The 18446-nt window shown below is 68.1% G+C and carries 16 protein-coding genes; 5 read left to right on the forward strand and 11 right to left on the reverse strand.

Annotated features, from left to right (window positions below; genetic code table 11):
* Positions 1-26 precede the first annotated feature (26 nt).
* Positions 27-902: a carotenoid 1,2-hydratase gene (gene crtC / locus ACTVZP_RS08710; RefSeq protein ID WP_443211752.1), complete on the forward strand. Its 876-nt coding sequence runs from the start codon at positions 27-29 to the stop codon at positions 900-902.
* Between the two features lie 222 nt (positions 903-1124).
* Here crtC and tspO read toward each other — a convergent pair whose 3' ends face one another.
* The 3 genes from tspO to ACTVZP_RS08725 are packed head-to-tail and all read right to left on the reverse strand — an operon-like array spanning position 1125 to position 4254.
* Entirely contained in the window at positions 1125-1604 is a 480-nt protein-coding gene (gene tspO, locus ACTVZP_RS08715) for a tryptophan-rich sensory protein TspO (protein WP_443211753.1), read from the reverse strand.
* 29 nt (positions 1605-1633) lie between these two features.
* Complete coding sequence (crtB, locus tag ACTVZP_RS08720; RefSeq protein WP_443211754.1) at positions 1634-2701, reverse strand: 15-cis-phytoene synthase; 1068 nt, start codon at positions 2699-2701, stop codon at positions 1634-1636.
* Positions 2698-4254: a phytoene desaturase gene (locus tag ACTVZP_RS08725; protein WP_443211755.1), complete on the reverse strand. Its 1557-nt coding sequence runs from the start codon at positions 4252-4254 to the stop codon at positions 2698-2700. Before ACTVZP_RS08725 ends, crtB begins: the two co-directional genes overlap by 4 nt.
* 157 nt (positions 4255-4411) lie before the next feature.
* On the opposite strand from ACTVZP_RS08725, the gene crtA reads away from it, so the two are divergent.
* From crtA to bchO, 4 genes are read left to right on the forward strand one after another with little or no spacing between them, the layout of a single operon-like run.
* On the forward strand, positions 4412-5440 hold the full coding sequence (crtA, locus tag ACTVZP_RS08730) for a spheroidene monooxygenase (protein WP_443211756.1): 1029 nt from the start codon (positions 4412-4414) through the stop codon (positions 5438-5440).
* 4 nt (positions 5441-5444) lie between these two features.
* Positions 5445-6449 carry a magnesium chelatase ATPase subunit I gene (bchI, locus tag ACTVZP_RS08735; RefSeq protein WP_443211757.1) on the forward strand — a complete coding sequence of 335 codons (1005 nt, stop codon included), beginning with the start codon at positions 5445-5447 and terminating at the stop codon, positions 6447-6449.
* On the forward strand, positions 6425-8146 hold the full coding sequence (locus ACTVZP_RS08740; protein ID WP_443211932.1) for a magnesium chelatase subunit D: 1722 nt from the start codon (positions 6425-6427) through the stop codon (positions 8144-8146). The genes bchI and ACTVZP_RS08740 overlap by 25 nt, the downstream gene beginning before the upstream one ends.
* 2 nt (positions 8147-8148) lie before the next feature.
* On the forward strand, positions 8149-9015 hold the full coding sequence (bchO, locus tag ACTVZP_RS08745) for an alpha/beta fold hydrolase BchO (protein WP_443211758.1): 867 nt from the start codon (positions 8149-8151) through the stop codon (positions 9013-9015).
* A 287-nt stretch (positions 9016-9302) separates the two neighbouring features.
* On the opposite strand, the gene idi is transcribed toward bchO, so the two are convergent.
* The 8 genes from idi to ACTVZP_RS08785 all read right to left on the reverse strand — a co-directional run bounded on the left by idi (position 9303) and on the right by ACTVZP_RS08785 (position 18109).
* The gene (gene idi, locus ACTVZP_RS08750; RefSeq protein ID WP_443211759.1) at positions 9303-9836 is read right to left on the reverse strand and encodes an isopentenyl-diphosphate Delta-isomerase; all 534 of its coding nucleotides are present in this window, start codon (positions 9834-9836) and stop codon (positions 9303-9305) included.
* A gap of 2 nt (positions 9837-9838) precedes the next feature.
* Positions 9839-11023 carry a geranylgeranyl diphosphate reductase gene (locus ACTVZP_RS08755; RefSeq protein ID WP_443211760.1) on the reverse strand — a complete coding sequence of 395 codons (1185 nt, stop codon included), beginning with the start codon at positions 11021-11023 and terminating at the stop codon, positions 9839-9841.
* Positions 11024-11025: 2 nt separating this feature from the next.
* The gene (locus tag ACTVZP_RS08760; protein ID WP_443211761.1) at positions 11026-12309 is read right to left on the reverse strand and encodes a BCD family MFS transporter; all 1284 of its coding nucleotides are present in this window, start codon (positions 12307-12309) and stop codon (positions 11026-11028) included.
* Positions 12306-13214 (reverse strand): chlorophyll synthase ChlG, encoded by a 909-nt coding sequence (chlG, locus tag ACTVZP_RS08765; protein ID WP_443211762.1) that lies wholly within the window; start codon positions 13212-13214, stop codon positions 12306-12308. Before chlG ends, ACTVZP_RS08760 begins: the two co-directional genes overlap by 4 nt.
* 73 nt (positions 13215-13287) lie before the next feature.
* The gene (gene bchJ, locus ACTVZP_RS08770; protein ID WP_443211763.1) at positions 13288-13908 is read right to left on the reverse strand and encodes a bacteriochlorophyll 4-vinyl reductase; all 621 of its coding nucleotides are present in this window, start codon (positions 13906-13908) and stop codon (positions 13288-13290) included.
* A 6-nt stretch (positions 13909-13914) separates the two neighbouring features.
* The gene (gene bchE / locus ACTVZP_RS08775) at positions 13915-15714 is read right to left on the reverse strand and encodes a magnesium-protoporphyrin IX monomethyl ester anaerobic oxidative cyclase (protein ID WP_443211764.1); all 1800 of its coding nucleotides are present in this window, start codon (positions 15712-15714) and stop codon (positions 13915-13917) included.
* A gap of 147 nt (positions 15715-15861) precedes the next feature.
* Complete coding sequence (gene ppsR / locus ACTVZP_RS08780) at positions 15862-17256, reverse strand: transcriptional regulator PpsR (RefSeq protein WP_443211765.1); 1395 nt, start codon at positions 17254-17256, stop codon at positions 15862-15864.
* Between the two features lie 58 nt (positions 17257-17314).
* Positions 17315-18109 (reverse strand): cobalamin B12-binding domain-containing protein, encoded by a 795-nt coding sequence (locus tag ACTVZP_RS08785; RefSeq protein WP_443211766.1) that lies wholly within the window; start codon positions 18107-18109, stop codon positions 17315-17317.
* Between the last annotated feature and the right edge of the window lie 337 nt (positions 18110-18446).

An 18446-nucleotide genomic window follows, 5' to 3' on the forward strand; every position in this document is an offset into this window, starting at 1 on the left:
GCTACGCCTGGTGGTATATCGACGGCGTGTCCGACGACGGCACGCGGGCGCTTTCGGTCATCGGCTTCATCGGCTCGGTCTTCTCGCCCTGGTACCGCTGGTCGGGGCGGCGCGAGCCGCAGAACCACTGCTGTATCAACGTGGCGACCTATGGGCCGGGCGGGCGCTTCACCATGACCGACCGCGGCCGCGCGGCGCTGCGGCAGACGAAGGACACGCTGACGGTCGGCCCGTCCCGGATGCATTGGACCGGCACCCAGCTCATCGTCGAGGTGAACGAGGTCTCCTCGCCGCCGCTGGTCTCGCCGGTAAAGGGCCGGATCGTGCTGACGCCCTCGGGCGTGACCGACGTCGAGGTCACGCTGAAGGACGACGGGTCGCATATCTGGCGTCCCTTCGCCCCCACCGCGCGGATCGAGGTGGAACTGACGCAGGGCCACCGCTGGCACGGTCACGGCTATTTCGACGCGAACTTCGGCAGCGCGGCGCTCGAGGCCGATTTCCGCTTCTGGACATGGGGCCGCTACCCGGTGGCTGACGGCGCGGCCTGTTTCTACGACGCAACGCGCCGCGACGGCTCGCGGCTCGAGCTTGGCCTGCATGTCGCGGCCGACGGACGCGCTCAGCTGATCCAGCCACCGCCGGAGGCCCGCTTTGCCCGGTCGCGCTGGCTGGTCGAGCGCCACACGCCGGCCGATCCGGGCACGAAGCCCCGGCAAGTGATGTCGATGCTGGATGCGCCCTTCTATTCGCGCGCCATGGTCGAGACGACGGTCTTCGGTCAGACCACGGTGGGCGTGCACGAGGCACTCGACCTGCGCCGCTTCCGCTCGCCTCTCCTGATGCCGATGCTCGCCGTCCGCGTGCCCCGCCGCCCCGGCTGGCGCTTCCCGAACTCCTGACGACCGCGCCGGTCCGGCGCATCCGGCAGGCACGGATGGCAGCGGAGGATCTCTCTCCGGCTGCTTCGGCGCTGTTACGTCCGGAAGCGCTTCTCTCTGTCGAAATATCTTCGGGGGCGCGCCCCGGAGAGGCGGCGGCGCAGACAGCCCCATCCGCCATTGGCTCCATACAGAAGGGCGGCACCTTCCGGCACCGCCCTTCTCAATCGCGAAACCCTAACCTCAGGCGCGGGCTTCCGGTCGGCTCCAGTTCAGACGCACCGCTTCGAGGTTCAGCCCCGTCGCTGCCGTGGCCCAGATCAGATAGGGAACGAAGAGCACGCCCGCCCAGGTGTCGAGCTGGAAGAAGGCCCACATGGTCGCGGCCACGAAGAGCCACATCACCACCACGACGCCCAATGCCGTCGCCATCCGCTTCAGCCCGAAGAAGACCGGAGTCCAGAGCGTGTTGAAGGCAAGCTGCGCCGCATAGAAGGCCAGCGCCTGCCCCGAGCCCTCGAGTTGGGCCACCCGCATGGCGGCAAGGCTCATGAGGAAATAGAGCGAGGTCCAGGCCAGCGGAAACACCCAGCGTGGCGGGTTCCACCAGGGCTTGTTGAGGTTGTCATACCATTCGTCGGGCTTCATCAGCGCCCCTGTCGTCGCGGGGGCACCGCAGGCGGCGAGGAAGGTGAGGAAAAGAGCCCAGTCCATATTCATCATCGTTACTCCGGATCTACCTGCAAGAGAACCTAGATGGGGTTGGCCCGGTTCCCCATCCTCTGCCGCGTGACCTGCCGATCCTGCGCCTCTAGCTGGGCGAGGACGGCGATCAGCGCATCGGACCGGCCGCGCTGCGGCTTCGCCCGCGCTGCGGCATTGACGAGGAAGGCCACCTCCGGCTCGGGCGCGGCATGCAGCGTCGCGCAGCCCGGTCCCAGCGTCGTAAGCGCGGCGCGGGTGGCCGAGAGAGCCAGCCAGGCAAGCTTCTGCCGCTTGCTGGTGAAGGCACGCCGGGTCACGCTGTCATAGCCGTTCCGCGCAATCTCGTTGCCGATGGCGGCATAGATGTGGCGCGCGGCGTAAATGCCCGGCCGGCAGGTAAGCGGCAGGCCGCAGACACCCGACTCCGAGCGCAGGTAGAGCCGGTCGGCCGCGCGCAGCAGGCGGCGCGTCACGGCGCGGATCCGGTCGTCGGCAACGGGATTGGCAAGGAACTCCTCGAACGAGAGGCCTTCCTCCTCCATCCAGTCACGCGGCAGGTAGATCCGGCCCGAGCGGGCATCCGTGCCCACATCGCGCGCGATGTTCGTCAGCTGCATCGCGAGGCCAAGATCGCAGGCGCGCGCGAGCGCGTCCGGATCGCGCACCCGCATCAGGACGCACATCATCGCACCGACGGCCGCAGCCACGCGCGCCGAATAGTCGAGCACGCCCGAGAAGGTGTCGTAGCTCCGCCCCACGGCGTCCCAGGCCAACCCTTCGAGCAGCGCCTCGGGCAAGGTCCGCGGCATCTCGAAATCCTCGACCACGGAGGCGAATGCGCGGTCGGCGGGCGCGTTGCGCGGCCGGCCGGCATAGACGAGATCCAGCCGGTCGCGCAGGCTGAGGACGGCGCGGCGCTTGGCCTCGATGTCCTCCTCGCGCTGGCCCTCGTTCACCGCTTCGTCCACCGCATCGTCGGCCACGCGGCAGAAGGCGTAGAGCGCAAGGGAAGGCGCCCGCACCCGCTCGGGCAGGAGCCGGGACGCGGCGTGGAAGGAATAGGAGCCCGTGCGGATCAGTTCGCGGCAGGCTTCGAGATCGGCAGCGGCAATCATTCTGCGGCCAGCCTTTCAGCAGGTTCGGCCTCGCGGCGCGCGCGCGGCGCGTCGGGGGCAAGCTTGGCCATCACCTCGGCGGAGCCGATCACGCCGGGCACGCCCGCACCCGGATGGGTGCCCGCGCCGACGAGGAAGAGGTTCTTCACCTCTTCCGAGATGTTGTGCGGCCGGAACCATGCGGATTGCAGGATCCGCGGCTCGATCGAGAAGCCCGCGCCCCAAGGGCTGAGGTAGCGGTCGCGGAAGGTCTCGGGCGTGAAGACCAGCGAGGGGCCGATCCGCTCTCCAATGCCGGGCATGGACTGTTCGAGCACGTCGAGCACGCTTTCGCGATAGGGCTCTTCCATCGCCGTCCAGTCCACCGGATTCGCATGCTTCAGATGCGGCACCGGCGAGAGCGCGTAGAAGGTATCGTCGCCTTCGGGCGCCACTGTCGGATCGGTGATCGAGGGCCGGTGGACATAGAGGCTCATGTCCTTCGCCAGCTTCCCCTTGATGAAGATGTCCTCCACCAGACCCTTGTAGCGCGGCGCGTTGATGATGGTGTGGTGCCCAACGTCCGGCCACATGCCCTTCGTTCCCTTGGTCCCGAAGTACCAGACGAAGAGGCCCATCGACCAGCGCCGGCTCTTGACGTGGGCGTCGGTCCAGCGCCGGCGCTTGTGGTTGCGCAGGAGCCGCATGTAGGTGTGGCCCGCGTCGGCGTTCGAGACCACGAGGCCCGCGCGCAGCACCTCGCCCGAGGCGAGGCGGATGCCGGTGGCCGTGCCGTTCTCGACCACGATCTCGTCGACCTCGGTGTTCATGCGGAAGCTGCCGCCCTGCCCCTCGATCACCTTCGCCATGGCGGCCGCGATGGCCGCCACGCCGCCGATGGCGTAGTGAACCCCGTATTCCTTCTCGAGCTGGCTCACGAGGATGTACATCGAGGTGACGTTGAAGGGGTCGCCGCCGATGAAGAGCGGATGGAACGACAGCGCCATGCGCAGCCGCTCGTCCTTCACGCGCAGTGCGGCATGCTGGTAGACCGAGCGATCCGCGCGCAGCATCCCGAAGGTGGGCAGCACCTTGATGAGATCCCACAGCTTGTGCATCGAGCGGCGGCCAAGATCCTCGTAGCCGAACCAGTAGCGCTTCTCGCTGTCCTTGAGGAACTTCTCGTAGCCCGCGACATCGCCGGGCGAGAGGCGCGCAACCTCGGCCTTCATCGCCTCGGTCGACTGGCGCACCGTGAAGTGCGACCCATCCGGCCAGCGCACTTCGTAGAACGGGTCAATGGGTCTCAAATCGACATCGGTGTCGAAGTCACGCCCGCAGGTCTTCCAGAGGTCGCGCAGGCTCTGCGGCACGGTCACGATGGTCGGCCCGAGGTCGAACCGGTGCCCGTCCTCGGTGATCGCCGAGCCGCGGCCGCCGGGCACGTCCAGCTTGTCGACGACCGTGACGCGCCAGCCCTTCGCCCCGAGCCGCATGGCCGCCGACAGGCCGCCCAGCCCCGAGCCGATCACAATGGCATGGTCGGCATCGGATACATGCGAAATCGGGGGCATGGCGCGAACTCCTGCAAGGCCTGTCAACATGCCGCCTACAATAGACTGTCTAGTCAGGTTTACAATGCGGCTTGAGGGCGGTGCGACTTCGCGACTAATGTCGGGCCGCTTCGGTTCGGTGTTTGATCGCGCCCACCCCATCTGCAGGAGGAATGACATGCAGACTGTCACGCTCAGTATCTTCCGGTTCAACGAGTTCGAAAAACGGCTCTGGGTGCTCGGTCAGATGACCGCAAACAAGCTGGGCATGCATCACCTGCCGAAAGCAAAGTTCTGGAAGATGTTCGGCTCGGGCACGGGCCAGGGCTTCACGCCGAAGCCGAACTGGAACGTCTGGAGCCTGCTGGCGGTCTGGCCCGACGAGGAGACGGCGCGGCGCGAGGTTGCCGAATCGCCGATCTACCAGCGCTGGGGCAAGATGGCGGACGAGAGCTACACGGTGCTCCTGCGTCCCACCAGCGCATGGGGCAAATGGGACGGCAAGGAACCCTTCGAGCCGGTGAAACCCTCGGCCGACGTGCGGCCTATCGCCGCCCTCACGCGCGCCACGATCAAGTTCTGGAAGGCCGAACGCTTCTGGGCGCGGGAGCCTGCGATCTCGCATATGATCGGCAAGAACAAGGACGTGGTCTTCAAGATCGGCGTGGGCGAAGTGCCGTTCCTGCAGCAGGTCACCTTCTCGGTCTGGCCGGATGCGAAGCCGATGGAGGAATTCGCCCGCGGCGCCGGTGGCCCGCATGGCGAGGCGATCAAGTCGGTGCGCGCCGAGAACTGGTTCAAGGAAGAGCTCTATGCCCGCTTCCAGATTCTCGGAACGATTGGTAAGTGGGAAGGCAAGGACCCGGTGGGCGAGGCGCTGACGGCGCGTCCAGCCGCGGCTCCGAAGCCGGCCGTCGAGGCCCCGAAACCCGCTCCGGCTCCGGCGGCTGCGAAGCCCGCTCCGGTGGTCGAGGCACCCAGACCCGCCCCGGCGGTCGAAGTGGCCCAGAAGCCCGCTCTGGCCGTCGAGATGCCGAAAGCTGCCGAGGCGCCGAAGCCTGCTCCGGCACCCGAGGCCCCGAAACCCGCCCCGGCCGCCGTGGCCGCCAAACCCGCTCCCGCTCCGGCCCCGAAGCCGGGTCACCACGGCGGGAAGTCGAACTTCAAGGGCAAGCCCGGCAAGGGCGGCCGCAAAGAGAACGCCTGACGCAATGAAAAAACCCTTCCCCTTCTCGGCCATCGTCGGTCAGGAGCAGATGAAGCAGGCCATGGTGCTGACTGCGATCGACCCGGGCATCGGCGGCGTGCTGGTGTTCGGAGATCGCGGCACCGGCAAGTCCACCGCCGTCCGTGCGCTCGCGGCCCTGTTGCCGCTGATCAAGGCGGTCGAGGGATGCCCCGTGAACTCTGCCCGCCCCGAGGATTGCCCGGAGTGGGCGCAAGTCACCTCCACGACCGTCGTGGAGCGGGCGACCCCCGTGGTCGATCTGCCCCTCGGCGTGACGGAGGATCGCGTGGTGGGCGCGCTCGACATCGAGCGCGCCCTCACCCGTGGCGAGAAGGCCTTTGAACCGGGTCTGCTCGCGCGCGCCAACCGCGGCTATCTCTACATCGACGAGGTCAACCTGCTGGAAGACCATATCGTGGACCTGCTCCTCGACGTGGCGCAGTCCGGCGAGAACGTCGTCGAGCGCGAGGGACTCTCGATCCGCCACCCTGCCCGCTTCGTGCTGGTAGGCTCGGGCAACCCCGAGGAAGGCGAGTTGCGTCCGCAGCTTCTGGACCGCTTCGGCCTGTCGGTCGAGGTCCGCAGCCCGCGCGACGTGGACACCCGCGTCGAGGTCATCACCCGCCGCGACGCCTATGACGCCGACCATGAGACCTTCATGGAGAAATGGGGCGCCGAGGACATGCAGCTGCGTGGCCGGATCCTCTCGGCGCGCGCCGCCCTGCCCACGCTGAAGACGCCGAACACGGTGCTCCACGACTGCGCGGCGCTCTGCATCGCGCTCGGGTCGGACGGCCTGCGCGGCGAGCTCACGCTGCTACGCGCCGCCCGTGCACAGGCGGCGTTCGAGGGCCACGATGCCGTCGGCCGCGAGCACCTGCGCTCGGTCGCCACGATGGCGCTCAGCCACCGCCTGCGCCGCGACCCGCTGGACGAAGCAGGCTCGACCACCCGTGTCGAGCGCTGCGTGGCGGAGGTCCTGCCCTGACACGCGAAGCCGCCCCCGAGCCGCTCGCGCCCTGGGAACGGGTCGAGGCGGCCCTGACTCTGCTCGCGGTCGATCCGGTGGGCCTCAAGGGCCTGTGGCTTCGGGCGCGGGCCTGTCCGCTGCGCGACCGGGTGACGGCGGCGCTGTCGGCGCTGCCGCTGCCCGTCCGCCGCATCCATCCCACCATCGGCGACGACGCACTCTTTGGCGGGCTCGACCTCGCCGCGACGCTCTCGACGGGCTCGCCGGTGATCCAGAAAGGCATCCTCGACGAACCGGCGGCTCTGGTGCTTGCCATGGCCGAGCGGGCAATGCCGGGCCTCGCCGCGCGCCTCGGCACCGCGCTGGACGAGCCGCGGCACTGCCTGATCGCGCTCGACGAGGGCGCAGAGCGGGACGAGTTGCTGCCGCTCGGCCTTGTGGACCGTCTGGGTCTCTTTGTGGACATCGACGGCCTGCAGTGGGGCGACACGCGCGACATTTCCATCGATCCGGACCGGCTTGCCGCTGCGCGGGCGCGTTTGTCTTCGGTGAAGACACCCGCGAAGGCTGGCGAGACGCTGGCGCGCGTGGCGGCGCAGGTCGGCATCGCGAGCCTTCGCGCGCCGACACTGGCCCTCGCCGCAGCCCGCGCACAGGCGGCCTGGGAAGATCACGAGACGATCACCGACGACGACCTGCGCCGTGCGGCCGATCTCGTCTTCGGCCATCGGGCCATGCCTGCCTCGGAAGAAGCGCCGCCCGAACCCGAACCGCCGGAGCCGCCCGAGGACCAGCCGGACGACATGCCGCCGCCGCCCGAAGAGCAGCAGGGCGACGAGATGTTTCCCGAGGAGATGCTGGTCGAGGCCGTGCGCGCAGCCCTCCCCCCGGACCTGCTGGAGCAGCTGGCCGCCGGCCGCGCGGCGCGGATGGCGCGGGGCGCCACGGGCACGGGCTCGGCCAAGTCCGGGAACCGGCGCGGCCGCCCCCTGCCCTCGCGCATGGGCCGCCTCGGCACCGGCGCGCGGATCGATCTTGTCGGCACGCTGCGCGCCGCGGCGCCGTGGCAGCCGCTGCGGCGGCGGCAGCAGCAGTCGGATGCCGTGCTGCTGGTCCGCCCGTCCGACATCCGCCTCAAGCGGTTCCGGGAAACCTCCGACCGCGTGCTGATCTTTGCGGTCGACGCCTCCGGCTCGTCGGCGATGGCCCGTCTTTCCGAGGCCAAGGGCGCGGTGGAACTGCTGCTCGGCCAGGCCTATGCCCGGCGCGACCACGTTTCGCTGCTGGCCTTCCGCGGCCGCGATGCCGAGCTGATCCTGCCGCCGACGCGGAGCCTCGTGCAGACCAAGCGCCGCCTTGCGGGTCTGCCGGGCGGGGGCGGCACGCCGCTCGCCCACGGGCTGCAGATGGCTCTTGCGGTGGGCATCCAGGCTCGGGCGCGGGGCATGACGCCCACTGTTGCGCTGCTGACGGACGGCCGCGGCAACATTGCGCTCGACGGCTCTGCCAACCGGGCGCAGGCCGAGGAGGATTCGCTGAAGCTCGCCAGCTTGCTGCGCGCCTCGGGCCTGCCGGCCATCGTCATCGACACGGCGAACCGCCCGCAGCCCTCGCTCGCGAAGCTCGCGAAGGCGCTCGACGCGCCCTATATCGCCCTTCCGCGGGCCGATGCGCACAAGCTCTCGAACGTGCTCGGCGCGGCGATGGGGGACTGAGCATGGATCTCGACCGGATGCCCCTCGACTGGCCCGGCCGAGCCTCCATGCGACGCATCGACTGCGCGCCGCACCAGTGGTGCGTGCTCGATCAGGGCAGCGGGCCTGTGGTGCTGATGCTGCACGGCGCGGGCGGGTCGAGCCACTCCTGGCGCAACCTCGTGCCGCTCCTCGCGCCGCGCTTCCGCATCGTGGCACCCGACCTGCCGGGCCAGGGTTTCACCAAGGCAGGACAGCGGCGCTTCTCGCTCGATGCGATGGCCGAGGACATGGCGCGGCTCTGCGCTGCCGAGGACTGGGGACCGCCCGTCATCATCGGCCATTCCGCCGGAGCGGCGCTGGCCCTGCGGCTGGCGCAGATCCTGCCGAGACCGCCGCGGGCGGTCGTGGGCATCAACGCAGCGCTCGGCAATTTCGAGGGAACTGCCGGCTGGCTCTTCCCGCTGATTGCCAAGATGCTCACGCTGAACCCCTTCATCCCGCCCATCGCAGCGCGGCTCTTCGGGGTCGAGAACCGGGTGCGGAGCCTGATCGGCTCGACCGGCTCGGACCTCGACGAGGAGGGTCTCCGGCAATACACGACGCTGATCGGCGACCATGTCCATGTTGACGGAACGCTCGCGATGATGTCGCAGTGGCGGCTGGACGAGCTTCAGCGCCAATTGCCCGCCATCGACGTGCCGACGCTGCTGATCGCGGCGGCCAGGGACGGCACCGTCCCCGCCCGGATCTCACGCGAGGCGGCCGCGCGGATGCCTTTAGGCACCTATGTCGAGATGCCGGGGCTTGGCCACCTCGCGCATGAAGAGGACGCCGCCGGCGTCGCGGCGATCCTCCTGCCCTTCCTCGAGGCGCATCTGCGGGACTGATCTGCCATCCGCGCAACACAAGCGGCAGGCCCGATGCAGCCGCGCAGGCCGCGCGGCGTCTGCCTGCGCGGATGCCTCTCATCCGGCCGACCGCACCCGGCCATTCGCGACGCGCGAATGTCGCGGCGGCTCTTGGAGCTTCATGGCTTAGAACGCCGCACAGCCGGGTGGCCGTGCGAAGCAATTGCCGTGGCGGGGGGGCAATGACACTTGCCGCATCGCGCGACGCTGGAAAGCGGAAGGGGCGGCTCCCGCAGGAACCGCCCCCCGATGCCTTGGTCAGCGATTCACTGCACGACGCGCAGCTTGCCGAAGATCCGCTCCATATGCTCGGCGAGATAGATCCGGAGCCAGGGCGTGAAGCGCTCGGGATGCTCCTTCACCTCGAGGGCGAGGTCGCGAAGGTCGACCCAGCGGGTCTCCCACACCTCCTCCGGGTCCGGGTTCACCGGCAGGTCCGAGGGCGCTTCGGCCACGAAGATGTCGACCACCTCATGCTCAATGAGGCCGTTGCCCACATCGGCGCGATATTCCACCCGGTCGGCGAAGACCGTGACGAGCCCGGTGATCCCCAGTTCCTCGCGCAGGCGGCGAACGGCACAGTCGGCCGCCTCCTCGCCCCAACGGGGATGGGTGCAGCAGGTGTTCGCCCAAAGGCCGGGCGTGTGATACTTGCCGGCCGCGCGGCGCTGGATCAGCACCGCCTCGCCGGCCATGACAAAGACCGAGATCGCCATGTGACGCAGGCCGCGCTGGTGCGCCTCCAGCTTCTCGACCGGCATCAGCCGGCCCTCGACCCAGGCGGGAACCATTTCCGTCATGCTCAGGTCCATTGCGGCGAGACGAGCCGCGTCAGGTGCATCACGTTCTTGAACCCGATCTTGATATGGGCCCAGGGCTGCTTGCTCGTCAGTTTCTTGTTCATGTAGGACTCGAAGGTCAGGCGCTGCACGTCGGTGTCGTGGCAGAGGCTCACGAACCGCTCGCGCCGCTCATCGTCGCGATAATAGGCATCCTGCATCGAGCGGAGAACCTTGAACACGGTCTTGTGGTCGGCCATGAACATCTTGCGCGCGAGTTGCAGGTCGGTGGCACGCCCCGATTTCAGCGCGGCGAGGCAGGCCTTGGCCGCGACCTGTCCGCCGACGAAGGCATAGTAGATCCCCTCGCCCGACGAGGGCGCCACGACGCCCGCGGCGTCACCAGCCAGCACCACGTCCTTGCCGTTGTCCCATTTCTCGAGCGGCTGCAGCGGGATCGGTGCGCCCTCCTTGCGGATCGTCTCGCATTGGTCGAGCCCGGCCTGCCGGCGCAGGAGCGCGGTCGCCTCCTTCAGGTCGAAGCCGAGGATGCCCGTGCCCATGCCGACCGAGGCCGTTTCGCCATGAGGGAAGATCCAGCCGTAGAAGTCGGGGCTGACGCGGCCGTCATAGATCACGTCGCAGCGGGTCGGGTCGTAGTCGATCACCGAGCTGGTCGGCGGCTTGATGATCTCGTGGTAGGCGATCACCATCGGGATCTTGTCGCCGCCGGGAACCTCGGCGCGCGCCACATCGGATTTGGCGCCATCGGCGCCGATCACGAGCTTGGTCTCGGACCGCTTCTCCTCGCCCGTCGCCTTCTCGCGCCAGACGACATAGGTGTGGAAGCTGTCGCGCTCGATCCGCAGGAAGGTGCCCGTGAGGCGCTCGGCGCCCGATTTGGCGGCACGGCGGCGCAGCCATTCGTCGAAATGCTCGCGGTCCACCATGCCGACGAAGCCGCCCTCGATCGGGATGTCGACCTTGCGGCCGGTGGGCGAGATCATCCGCGCGGTGCGGATGCGCGCCACGATCTGGCTGTCGGGGATGTCGAAATCCTCGATCAGCCGCGGCGGGATCGCACCGCCGCAGGGCTTGATCCGGCCGGCGCGGTCGAGAAGCGCCACGCTCTTGCCGGCACGTGCCAGCTCGTCGGCCGCCGTGGCGCCCGACGGGCCGCCACCCACTACGAAGACATCATAGGCCATGCTCACTCTCCAGGCACAAGCCGGCCGGCGGGCATGACGCGCCCGCCTTCCAGGATACGAAGCGCCATCAGCGCAGATACGACGAACAGGACGGCCTCGGAAAGGAAGACGAGGCCGAAGGCAGTGGAATCTCCTGCGAACTGCGTGAGCGTGTCGGCCGCAGCCGCGCCCAGAAGTCCGCCGAAGCCGGCAGCGACCGCCTGGGCCGCACCCCAGAGACCCATCCGGGTCCCCTCGCGCGCATGACGCCCCTCGCCCGCCAGCTGCATCATCGAGCCGATGGCGGCCACGGCGAACATGCCGTTGAAGAGGCCCATCAGCACCACGGCCGGAACGATCAACGGCAGGTGCATCTGGCCGACCAGCGCGATCCCGGTCAGCGCCAGCGCCGAGCCGAGGCAGCCCGCCACGACCCAGGAGCGGAGCGAACCGATCCGGAGGCCGGTCTGCCCGATGCCGACCGCCAGCATGCCGACGAAGACCCCGCCGTTCTGCGCGCCCGAAAGCGAGGTGGTCTGCCCCGGCGTCAGGCCGAAGACGAGACCCGCATAGGGTTCGAGGATCAGCTCCTGCATGAAATAGGCGGTCATCGACAGGAAGACGAAGAAGGTGAAGGTGCGCGCCCGCGGCTCGGCCCACACCTCGCGCAGCCCCTCGAGAAGGGGGGCTGCTTCCGGCTCGGGCTCGGAGACGAGGCCCCGTTCGATCCGCCAAGTGGCGAGGATCGTGAGGACAAGGCCACCCGCGCAGACCGCGCCCACCAGCTCGAGCAGGCGCTCGGGCGTGTAGGGCTCGAGCAGCGCGCCCACGGTGCCCGCGGTGGCGGCGATCCCGAAGATCATCATCAGCCAGGTGATCGTGGCCGCCGCCGCGCGCCGCTCGGGCCGGGTGCAGGTGGCCATCAGCGCCAGAAGCGAGGTGCCGCCCATGCCCGCGCCGAGCCCGATCATCAGATAGGCCACGAAGGAGAGCGCAAGGCCCGGCCAGAAGGCCGTATGCATCCACACGACGCCCAGCGCCGCCGAGAAGGCGCCGAGCGCCAGCGTCGCCATGCCGCCCACGATCCAGCGCGTGCGGTTGCCGCAGGTGTCCGACCGGTAGCCCCAGGAGGGCCGCGTCACCTGCACCGCATAATGCAGCGCCACGAGCAGGCCCGACAGCACCGCGGGCAGCGCCAGCTCGACCACCATCAGCCGGTTCAGCGTCGAGGTGGTCAGCACCACCATGCCGCCGAGGCTCATCTGCACGAGGCCGAGCCGGAAGATGCCGAGCCAGCCGAGCGTCACGGCAGCACCTCCAGCCCGCGGATGGCGAAGGCCGCGACCATCATGCCAAGGACGTAGAGCGTGACGCCGGTGCCGTTATACCAGGGGCACTTACCGGCCGGATCGCGCAGCAGCACGCGCATCGCGAAGAGCTGGGCGATCAGCAGCACCGTGATGATGCCGGCATGGATCGGCTTGTCCCAGATGAAGAGCAGCGTGATCACCAGCAGCTGCGCCAGCGCCATGACGGTGCAGGCGAGTTTCGCGGCCACCTCCGGCCCGAGCATCACCGGCAGCGAGCGCACGCCATGCTGGCGGTCGCCCTCGAGCGCCTTGAAGTCGTTGAGCGTCATGATGCCGTGCGCGCCGAAGGCATAGAGAAGCGCCACGGTCACGATGAAGAAGTTCGGCGCTCCGGCCGAAAGGACGGCCGCGCCCGTGAACCAGGGCAGGCCCTCGTAGCAGAGCGCGACGAGCCCCGGCCCCCACCAGCCCGATCGCTTGAGGCGGATCGGCTCGACCGAATAGGCCCAGGCCGCGAGCACGCCGAAGACGGTGGCGCCGAAGCCCCAGGGCCCCAGCATCCAGCCCACGGCCAGCGAGGCCAGAGACATGATGATGGCGATGTAAAGACCCCAGCGGCCGGGAATGCGGCCCGAGGGGATCGGCCGGTCGGGCTCGTTCACGGCATCGACATGCCGGTCGCACCAGTTGTTGGCCGCCTGGCTCATGCCGCAGACCAGCGGACCCGCGAGGACCATGCCCAGCAGGACCAGCGGCCACTTCTCGCCCGGCCAGATGCCGACCGAGATCGTGCCGCAGAGATAGGCCCAGATCGGCGGAAACCACGTGATCGGCTGGATCAGCTCGAGCAGCGCGCGCGGATCGGGAGTGGTGCGGGGGTGTAAGGATAGATTGACACTCATGTGTGTCACCTAAACATGACGGGGAGAGTCGGGCAAGAAGATTGCCCCCAGCCTCCAGTGACAGGATCGCGCATCAGCGCCCGCGCGGCAGAAGTTCGAAGCGGCAGGCCGATGCGCCCGTGGCGCAGCATTGCGTCTCGCGCACGGCCACCTCGGGCCAGACGAGACGCGAGAAGAGGCGCTCGAACACCGCCGCGTGCCAGTGGCACATCGGGGTGTCCGAGCTTTCTCCGGCGACAACGGGGTTCCGGGCGATCTCGAATGACAGCGGGCGTCCCGAGACGACGCGGAACTTGCCGGAGCCGGCGAAGGTCCAGGAATGCTTGGCGATGGCCTTGGCCAGCACCCGCGCCCCGAGAAAGGCGGGCAGCGCGCGGATCAGCCGTTGGGCCAGCGGCGGAATGCGGTTGGCGAGGATGTAGTCCCCCGTCGCCAGGCCCGCCGCGCGGAGAAGGCGCGGAGCCTCCTCCGGATGGGTGGTGCGCAGCCAGCGGTGCAGCGTCGAGACCTGCGTCTCGGGCAGCATGCCCGAGTCCGGTCCCGGCCTCGGGACGCCCGCCGAAGCAAGCGCCCTGTCGGCCGCGCCGGGCCCGAAGGCGGCCTCCAGCACCGGGATGAGCTGGAGGATGGCATTCGGGCCGATCCGGTGAACGATCACCGGACCCCCGTTCAGCATCTGGTCATGCGCGGTCATCGGCGGTCACTCCGCCGGACGGACGAGATCTTCCTTCTCTTCCATCTGCTGCTTGCCGCCGCCGCAGGCCATCGGCATGGCGAACTCGTCCTCGACAATCTGCTGCTTGCCGCCACCGCAGGCCATCGGCACCTGGAACTCGTCCACCATCGCCTGCGAGGGGCCGCCGCAGCCGCCCACCGGGTTCAGCATCGGCACGCCCTCGGCCTTGGCCGCATTGCGCTCTTCGGCCCGGGCCTTGCCCTGCGCGCGCAGCGCCTCGCGGCGCTCGGCGGCCTTGGCGGCGCGGTCGGCCGAAGCCTCCCAGTCCGCCATCTGAGCATTGCCGATCTTGCGGGTCTCGTCGAAGTGGAAGTCCACCTTGTCCTTGGACTGCGGGCCCCAGTAGCCGGCCTTGCCGAGGTCGTAGAAGGTTCGCCCGACGCCGGCCTTCAGGAACGCCTTGAGGCAGCCCAGGAGGTAGCGGCGGCGGAAGCCGGTGCCGCGCCACGGATAGTGGAACAGCGCCTTCTTCATGTAGAACCGGCGGTAGTTGTTCATCACGCCGTCGAGCAGTTCGCCGCGGGTCAGCGCCTTCGGCTTCATGATCGGCGTCACGAAGTTGTATTTCGAATAGTCGAAGACCTCGACCTGGTCACGAAGCTCCTGGAAGAGCGGCGTGAACGGCCAGGGCGTATACATCGACCAGTTGGCGAGGTCCGGCTGCCAGTCCCAGGCCATCTGGTAGGTTTCTTCCAGCGTCTCCTTGGTCTCGTTGTCGAGGCCGACGATGAACTGGGCTTCGGTGAAGATGTCGGCCTCGCGCAGGAGACGGATGGCCTCCTTGTTCTCGGCGACCGTCGTCTCCTTGTTGAAGACGTCGAGCTTCAGCTGCGCCGCGGCCTCGGTGCCGAGCGAGATGTGGACGAGACCGGCCTTGCGGTAGAACTTCAGCAGTTCCTTGTCGCGCTTGACGTCGGTCACGCGGGTGTTGATGCCCCACTTCACCTTGTCCGGCAGGCCGCGGGCGATCATCTCCTCGCAGAATTCGATGAATTTCTTGCGGTTGATGGTCGGTTCCTCGTCCGCAAGGATGAAGAAGCCCACGTTGTGCTCGTTCACGAGCTTCTCGATCTCGTCCACGACCTTCTTCGGGTCGCGCACGCGATAGTCGCGCCAGAACTTCCACTGCGAGCAGAACGAGCAGGTGAACGGGCAGCCGCGCGCCATGTTCGGGATGGCGACGCGCACGCCGAGGGGTTCGTAGATGTAGTTCTTCCAGTTGATGATGCCCCAGTCGGGCTCGATCGAATCGACGTCCCGGATGGTCGGCGCCGCGGCGGTCGAGACGATCTCGTCGCCGTCGAGGAAAGCCAGACCCTTCACCTGACGGCGGGTCTCGGCGAAATTGTCGGCCTCGTAGGCCTTCACGAGGTTCACCAGAACCTCCTCGCCCTCGCCGCGGACGATGACGTCGATCCAGGGCGCCTCTTCCAGCACCTGCCGGAACATGAAGGTCGCGTGGATGCCGCCGAGGACGCGCAGCGCGTTGGGCACGACCTCCATGGCCACCTTCAGCGTCTCTTCGGCGACGTAGATCGAGGGCGTGATGGCGGTGGTGGCGACGATGTCGGGCTGAAGCTCCTTCAGCTTCTCGGCCAGCTGTTCGTGCGAGACGTAATCCGTCATCGCGTCAATGAAATGGTAGTCGGTGTAACCGGCCGTCTTCAGCGCGCCGCAAAGATAGGCGACCCAGGCCGGCGGCCAGCTGCCGGCGATCTCGGCGCCCCCGGAGTGATAGTTCGGGTGAACGAATACGATACGCATTGGTGGACTCCCGCTGTGTCCATTTCAGTTGACATACTTCTGTGGCGGGCAAATTGATGCATGTCAAAGCGACCATTCGACCCGCGCGGACGGGCGTACAGTTTCTTAATCCGGGGGGAATTGCCCTGCGGCAGCGGGGCGCAGGGACTACTCGTCCTTGTTGAGCAGGCCGAACTTGCGCAGCTTCACATAGAGCGACTGGCGCGAGAGCGACAGCATCTCGGCCGCGGCCACACGGTTGTTCCGCGTCAGCTCGAGGGCCGTTTCGATGCACATTTTCTCAACAACGTCAGTCGTTTCCGCGACGATGTCCTTGAGGGTCGAATTGCCCACCAGCTCCATGACGTTGCGCACCGGCTCGTCGATGACGCCGGTCGCGGGCACCGGGCGGCGCAGCGTGTCGGCGCGGCTCACGTCCCGCACGACGAGAACGAGCAGCGGCTGCTCCCGGTCGTCGAGCCAGGTGGCCGAGATCTCTGCGGCAATCTGCCCCGCAAAATCTGTGGTGAGTCGCGTCGCGTAGAGGCGCAACTGTCCGGTGCGCCTGACACTGTCGATCAGCACCCGCAGGTCCACCGTGCCACGGGCGAGGAAATCGGCGAGCGACCGGCCCCGGACGGAGGCGAGACTCGACGAGTCGGTCATGTTGAGAAAGGCCTCGTTGGCTCCGCGGATCGTGCCCTCGGCATCCGCGAAGACGATTCCGTCGACGCCCTCGTGATAGAGCCGTGCCAGACCGTCCGAGAGCTCGTCGCTCACGGGCTGGGCGACCTCGGCCGGATCGAGCTGGCAGAGGAGCAGCCTTTCGCCCGCGGCACGGAACACCCGAGGCGTCACGAGAAGACGCTTCTGCGACCGGCGCGCAACCAACTCGATCGGCGTGATGCTGTCGGAGGCCGCGACATTCGCCATCGTCTCCATGAACTCGCCGCGGCGACGCCCCTCGAACTCCTGCGCGACAGCGGCGCCGAGCAGGTCCTGCCGCACGCCGCCGAGCAGCACGCCCGCCGCTCCGTTCAGGTCCACGATGCGGCCCGTCGACATCGAGACCAGCACCATCGCATCGCGCGAGACGTCGAGGACCACGCGATAGCGTGTCTCCATCTCGCGCTGGGTCTCGTAGTCGCGCTCCATCGCCAGCTGCGCCGAGACGAGCTGCTGCTGCACCTCGGCAATGGGGCGCAGGTCGCGGCCGAGCATCAGGATCGAGCGATCCTCGGGCAGCCGGTGAAGGATGTAGCGGACGGGAAATTCGAAATTGCGCTGGTCGGCGTGGTTCAGCTCGACCGAGGCCGAGCCGCGGCCGGGCTCCAGCCCTTCGCTGCGGGCGCGGAACTTGTTGATGCTCTCAGGGGTCAGCACCTCGGCGAGCGGCTTCCCGGCCCAGCCCGAAAGCTGCCCGAAGCTGGGGTGGTGCGGATTGACCATCACCGTGCGGATCAGCCCTTCGGCCGATACCAGCACGGAGATATCGGCCGCGGTCGCGACCACATCCCGCACGAGCTCGGGTGCGAGGGACGGAAGGCTCCCGTCGGCGAGCATGTCACTTCCTTCTGAACTCAAAGTCTCACCGCATGTCCCGGCCTCGCGGCCGCTTGCCTCAAGCCTGTCCCAGTTGGGGACGCCGCCGGCTTACCCCAAGCCCGAAGGCCTGAAGCGCCGTCTCTATGTCGTTCGTCACGATGTCCGCCTCAGGGACGGACATGGGCGCCGACCCTTCGAGGAACAGCGCTCCGCCGACTGCGACGGGCACCTTGTGACCCGTCATGTCCTTCAGCGTCTTTACCAATTTGGAACAGACTTCAAGCATCTCCGCATGCGCGATCGAAATCATGATCGCGTCAAAAGCCCGCTTGACGAAAAGCTCCCTCAGCTCGGCCGGGCCGGTTCCGATGCGCAGGCAGACGGACACTCCCATCCTTCGAAGTTTCGCCACCGCCACCATCGCCCCGAGGGTGTGCTGCTCGCCCGGAGGCAGAAGCACGAGCACGGTCAATCCGTCGTTGCGCCCGCTCTCGTCGGCCGACCAGGAGGTGGCGATGTCGCGCAGGATCGCCTGCAGCCGCGCCGTCCCGATCGTCACTTCGGCAAAGGTGCAGGTATCATCGTGCCAGCCCTGGCCGAGGCGTCGCGCGACCTCGGGGATGTAGAGCTCGGCCAGCGCCACGCGGCTCACGCGGGCCCTGCGCAGCTCCGGCTTCAGCGCCTCGAAGGGGGCCCGGTCCACCGACCGGACTGCAGCCAGAAGCCGCCGGACGAGGTCTTCCCTGACAGGCGCCTGCGTGGCCCCGTCCCGCGCCGTGAGGCGGGCCACGATCTCGGCTGCGAACCGGGACACCGCGACCGGACCGTCGCCGGCGGGTCCGCCCCTCTCTCTCTGCAACCCATGATGCATCACCTGCTCCGCCGTGCGCCCCTTTCGCCTCGCAAGGCACCACGCCGGCGCCGGACAGGGTCGACGGAGCACGGGCGGGCGCGCTCGGCAAAGGCCGGACGCTGGTGAAAGGACTGTCCTCCAACGCCAAATAGATGTCAAAGAAAATTGACACTTCAGGCAGCGGAACAGGGGCGCCAGCTGGCCTATCAGCTTGTTTTCCGGCCTCTATTACGGCTTATTGTCGCAGGTCCTGCGGCAAGATCTGCCCCTTTGCCGCACTGCATCCGCTTCGCAAAAGATGTAAGTCAGAATTGACACTTTCGGAATCGGAACGATAATCTCCCCCTAAAGGCAG

It is taken from the genome of Rhodobacter sp. NSM, assembly GCF_052244495.1.
GTDB lineage: Bacteria > Pseudomonadota > Alphaproteobacteria > Rhodobacterales > Rhodobacteraceae > Cereibacter_A.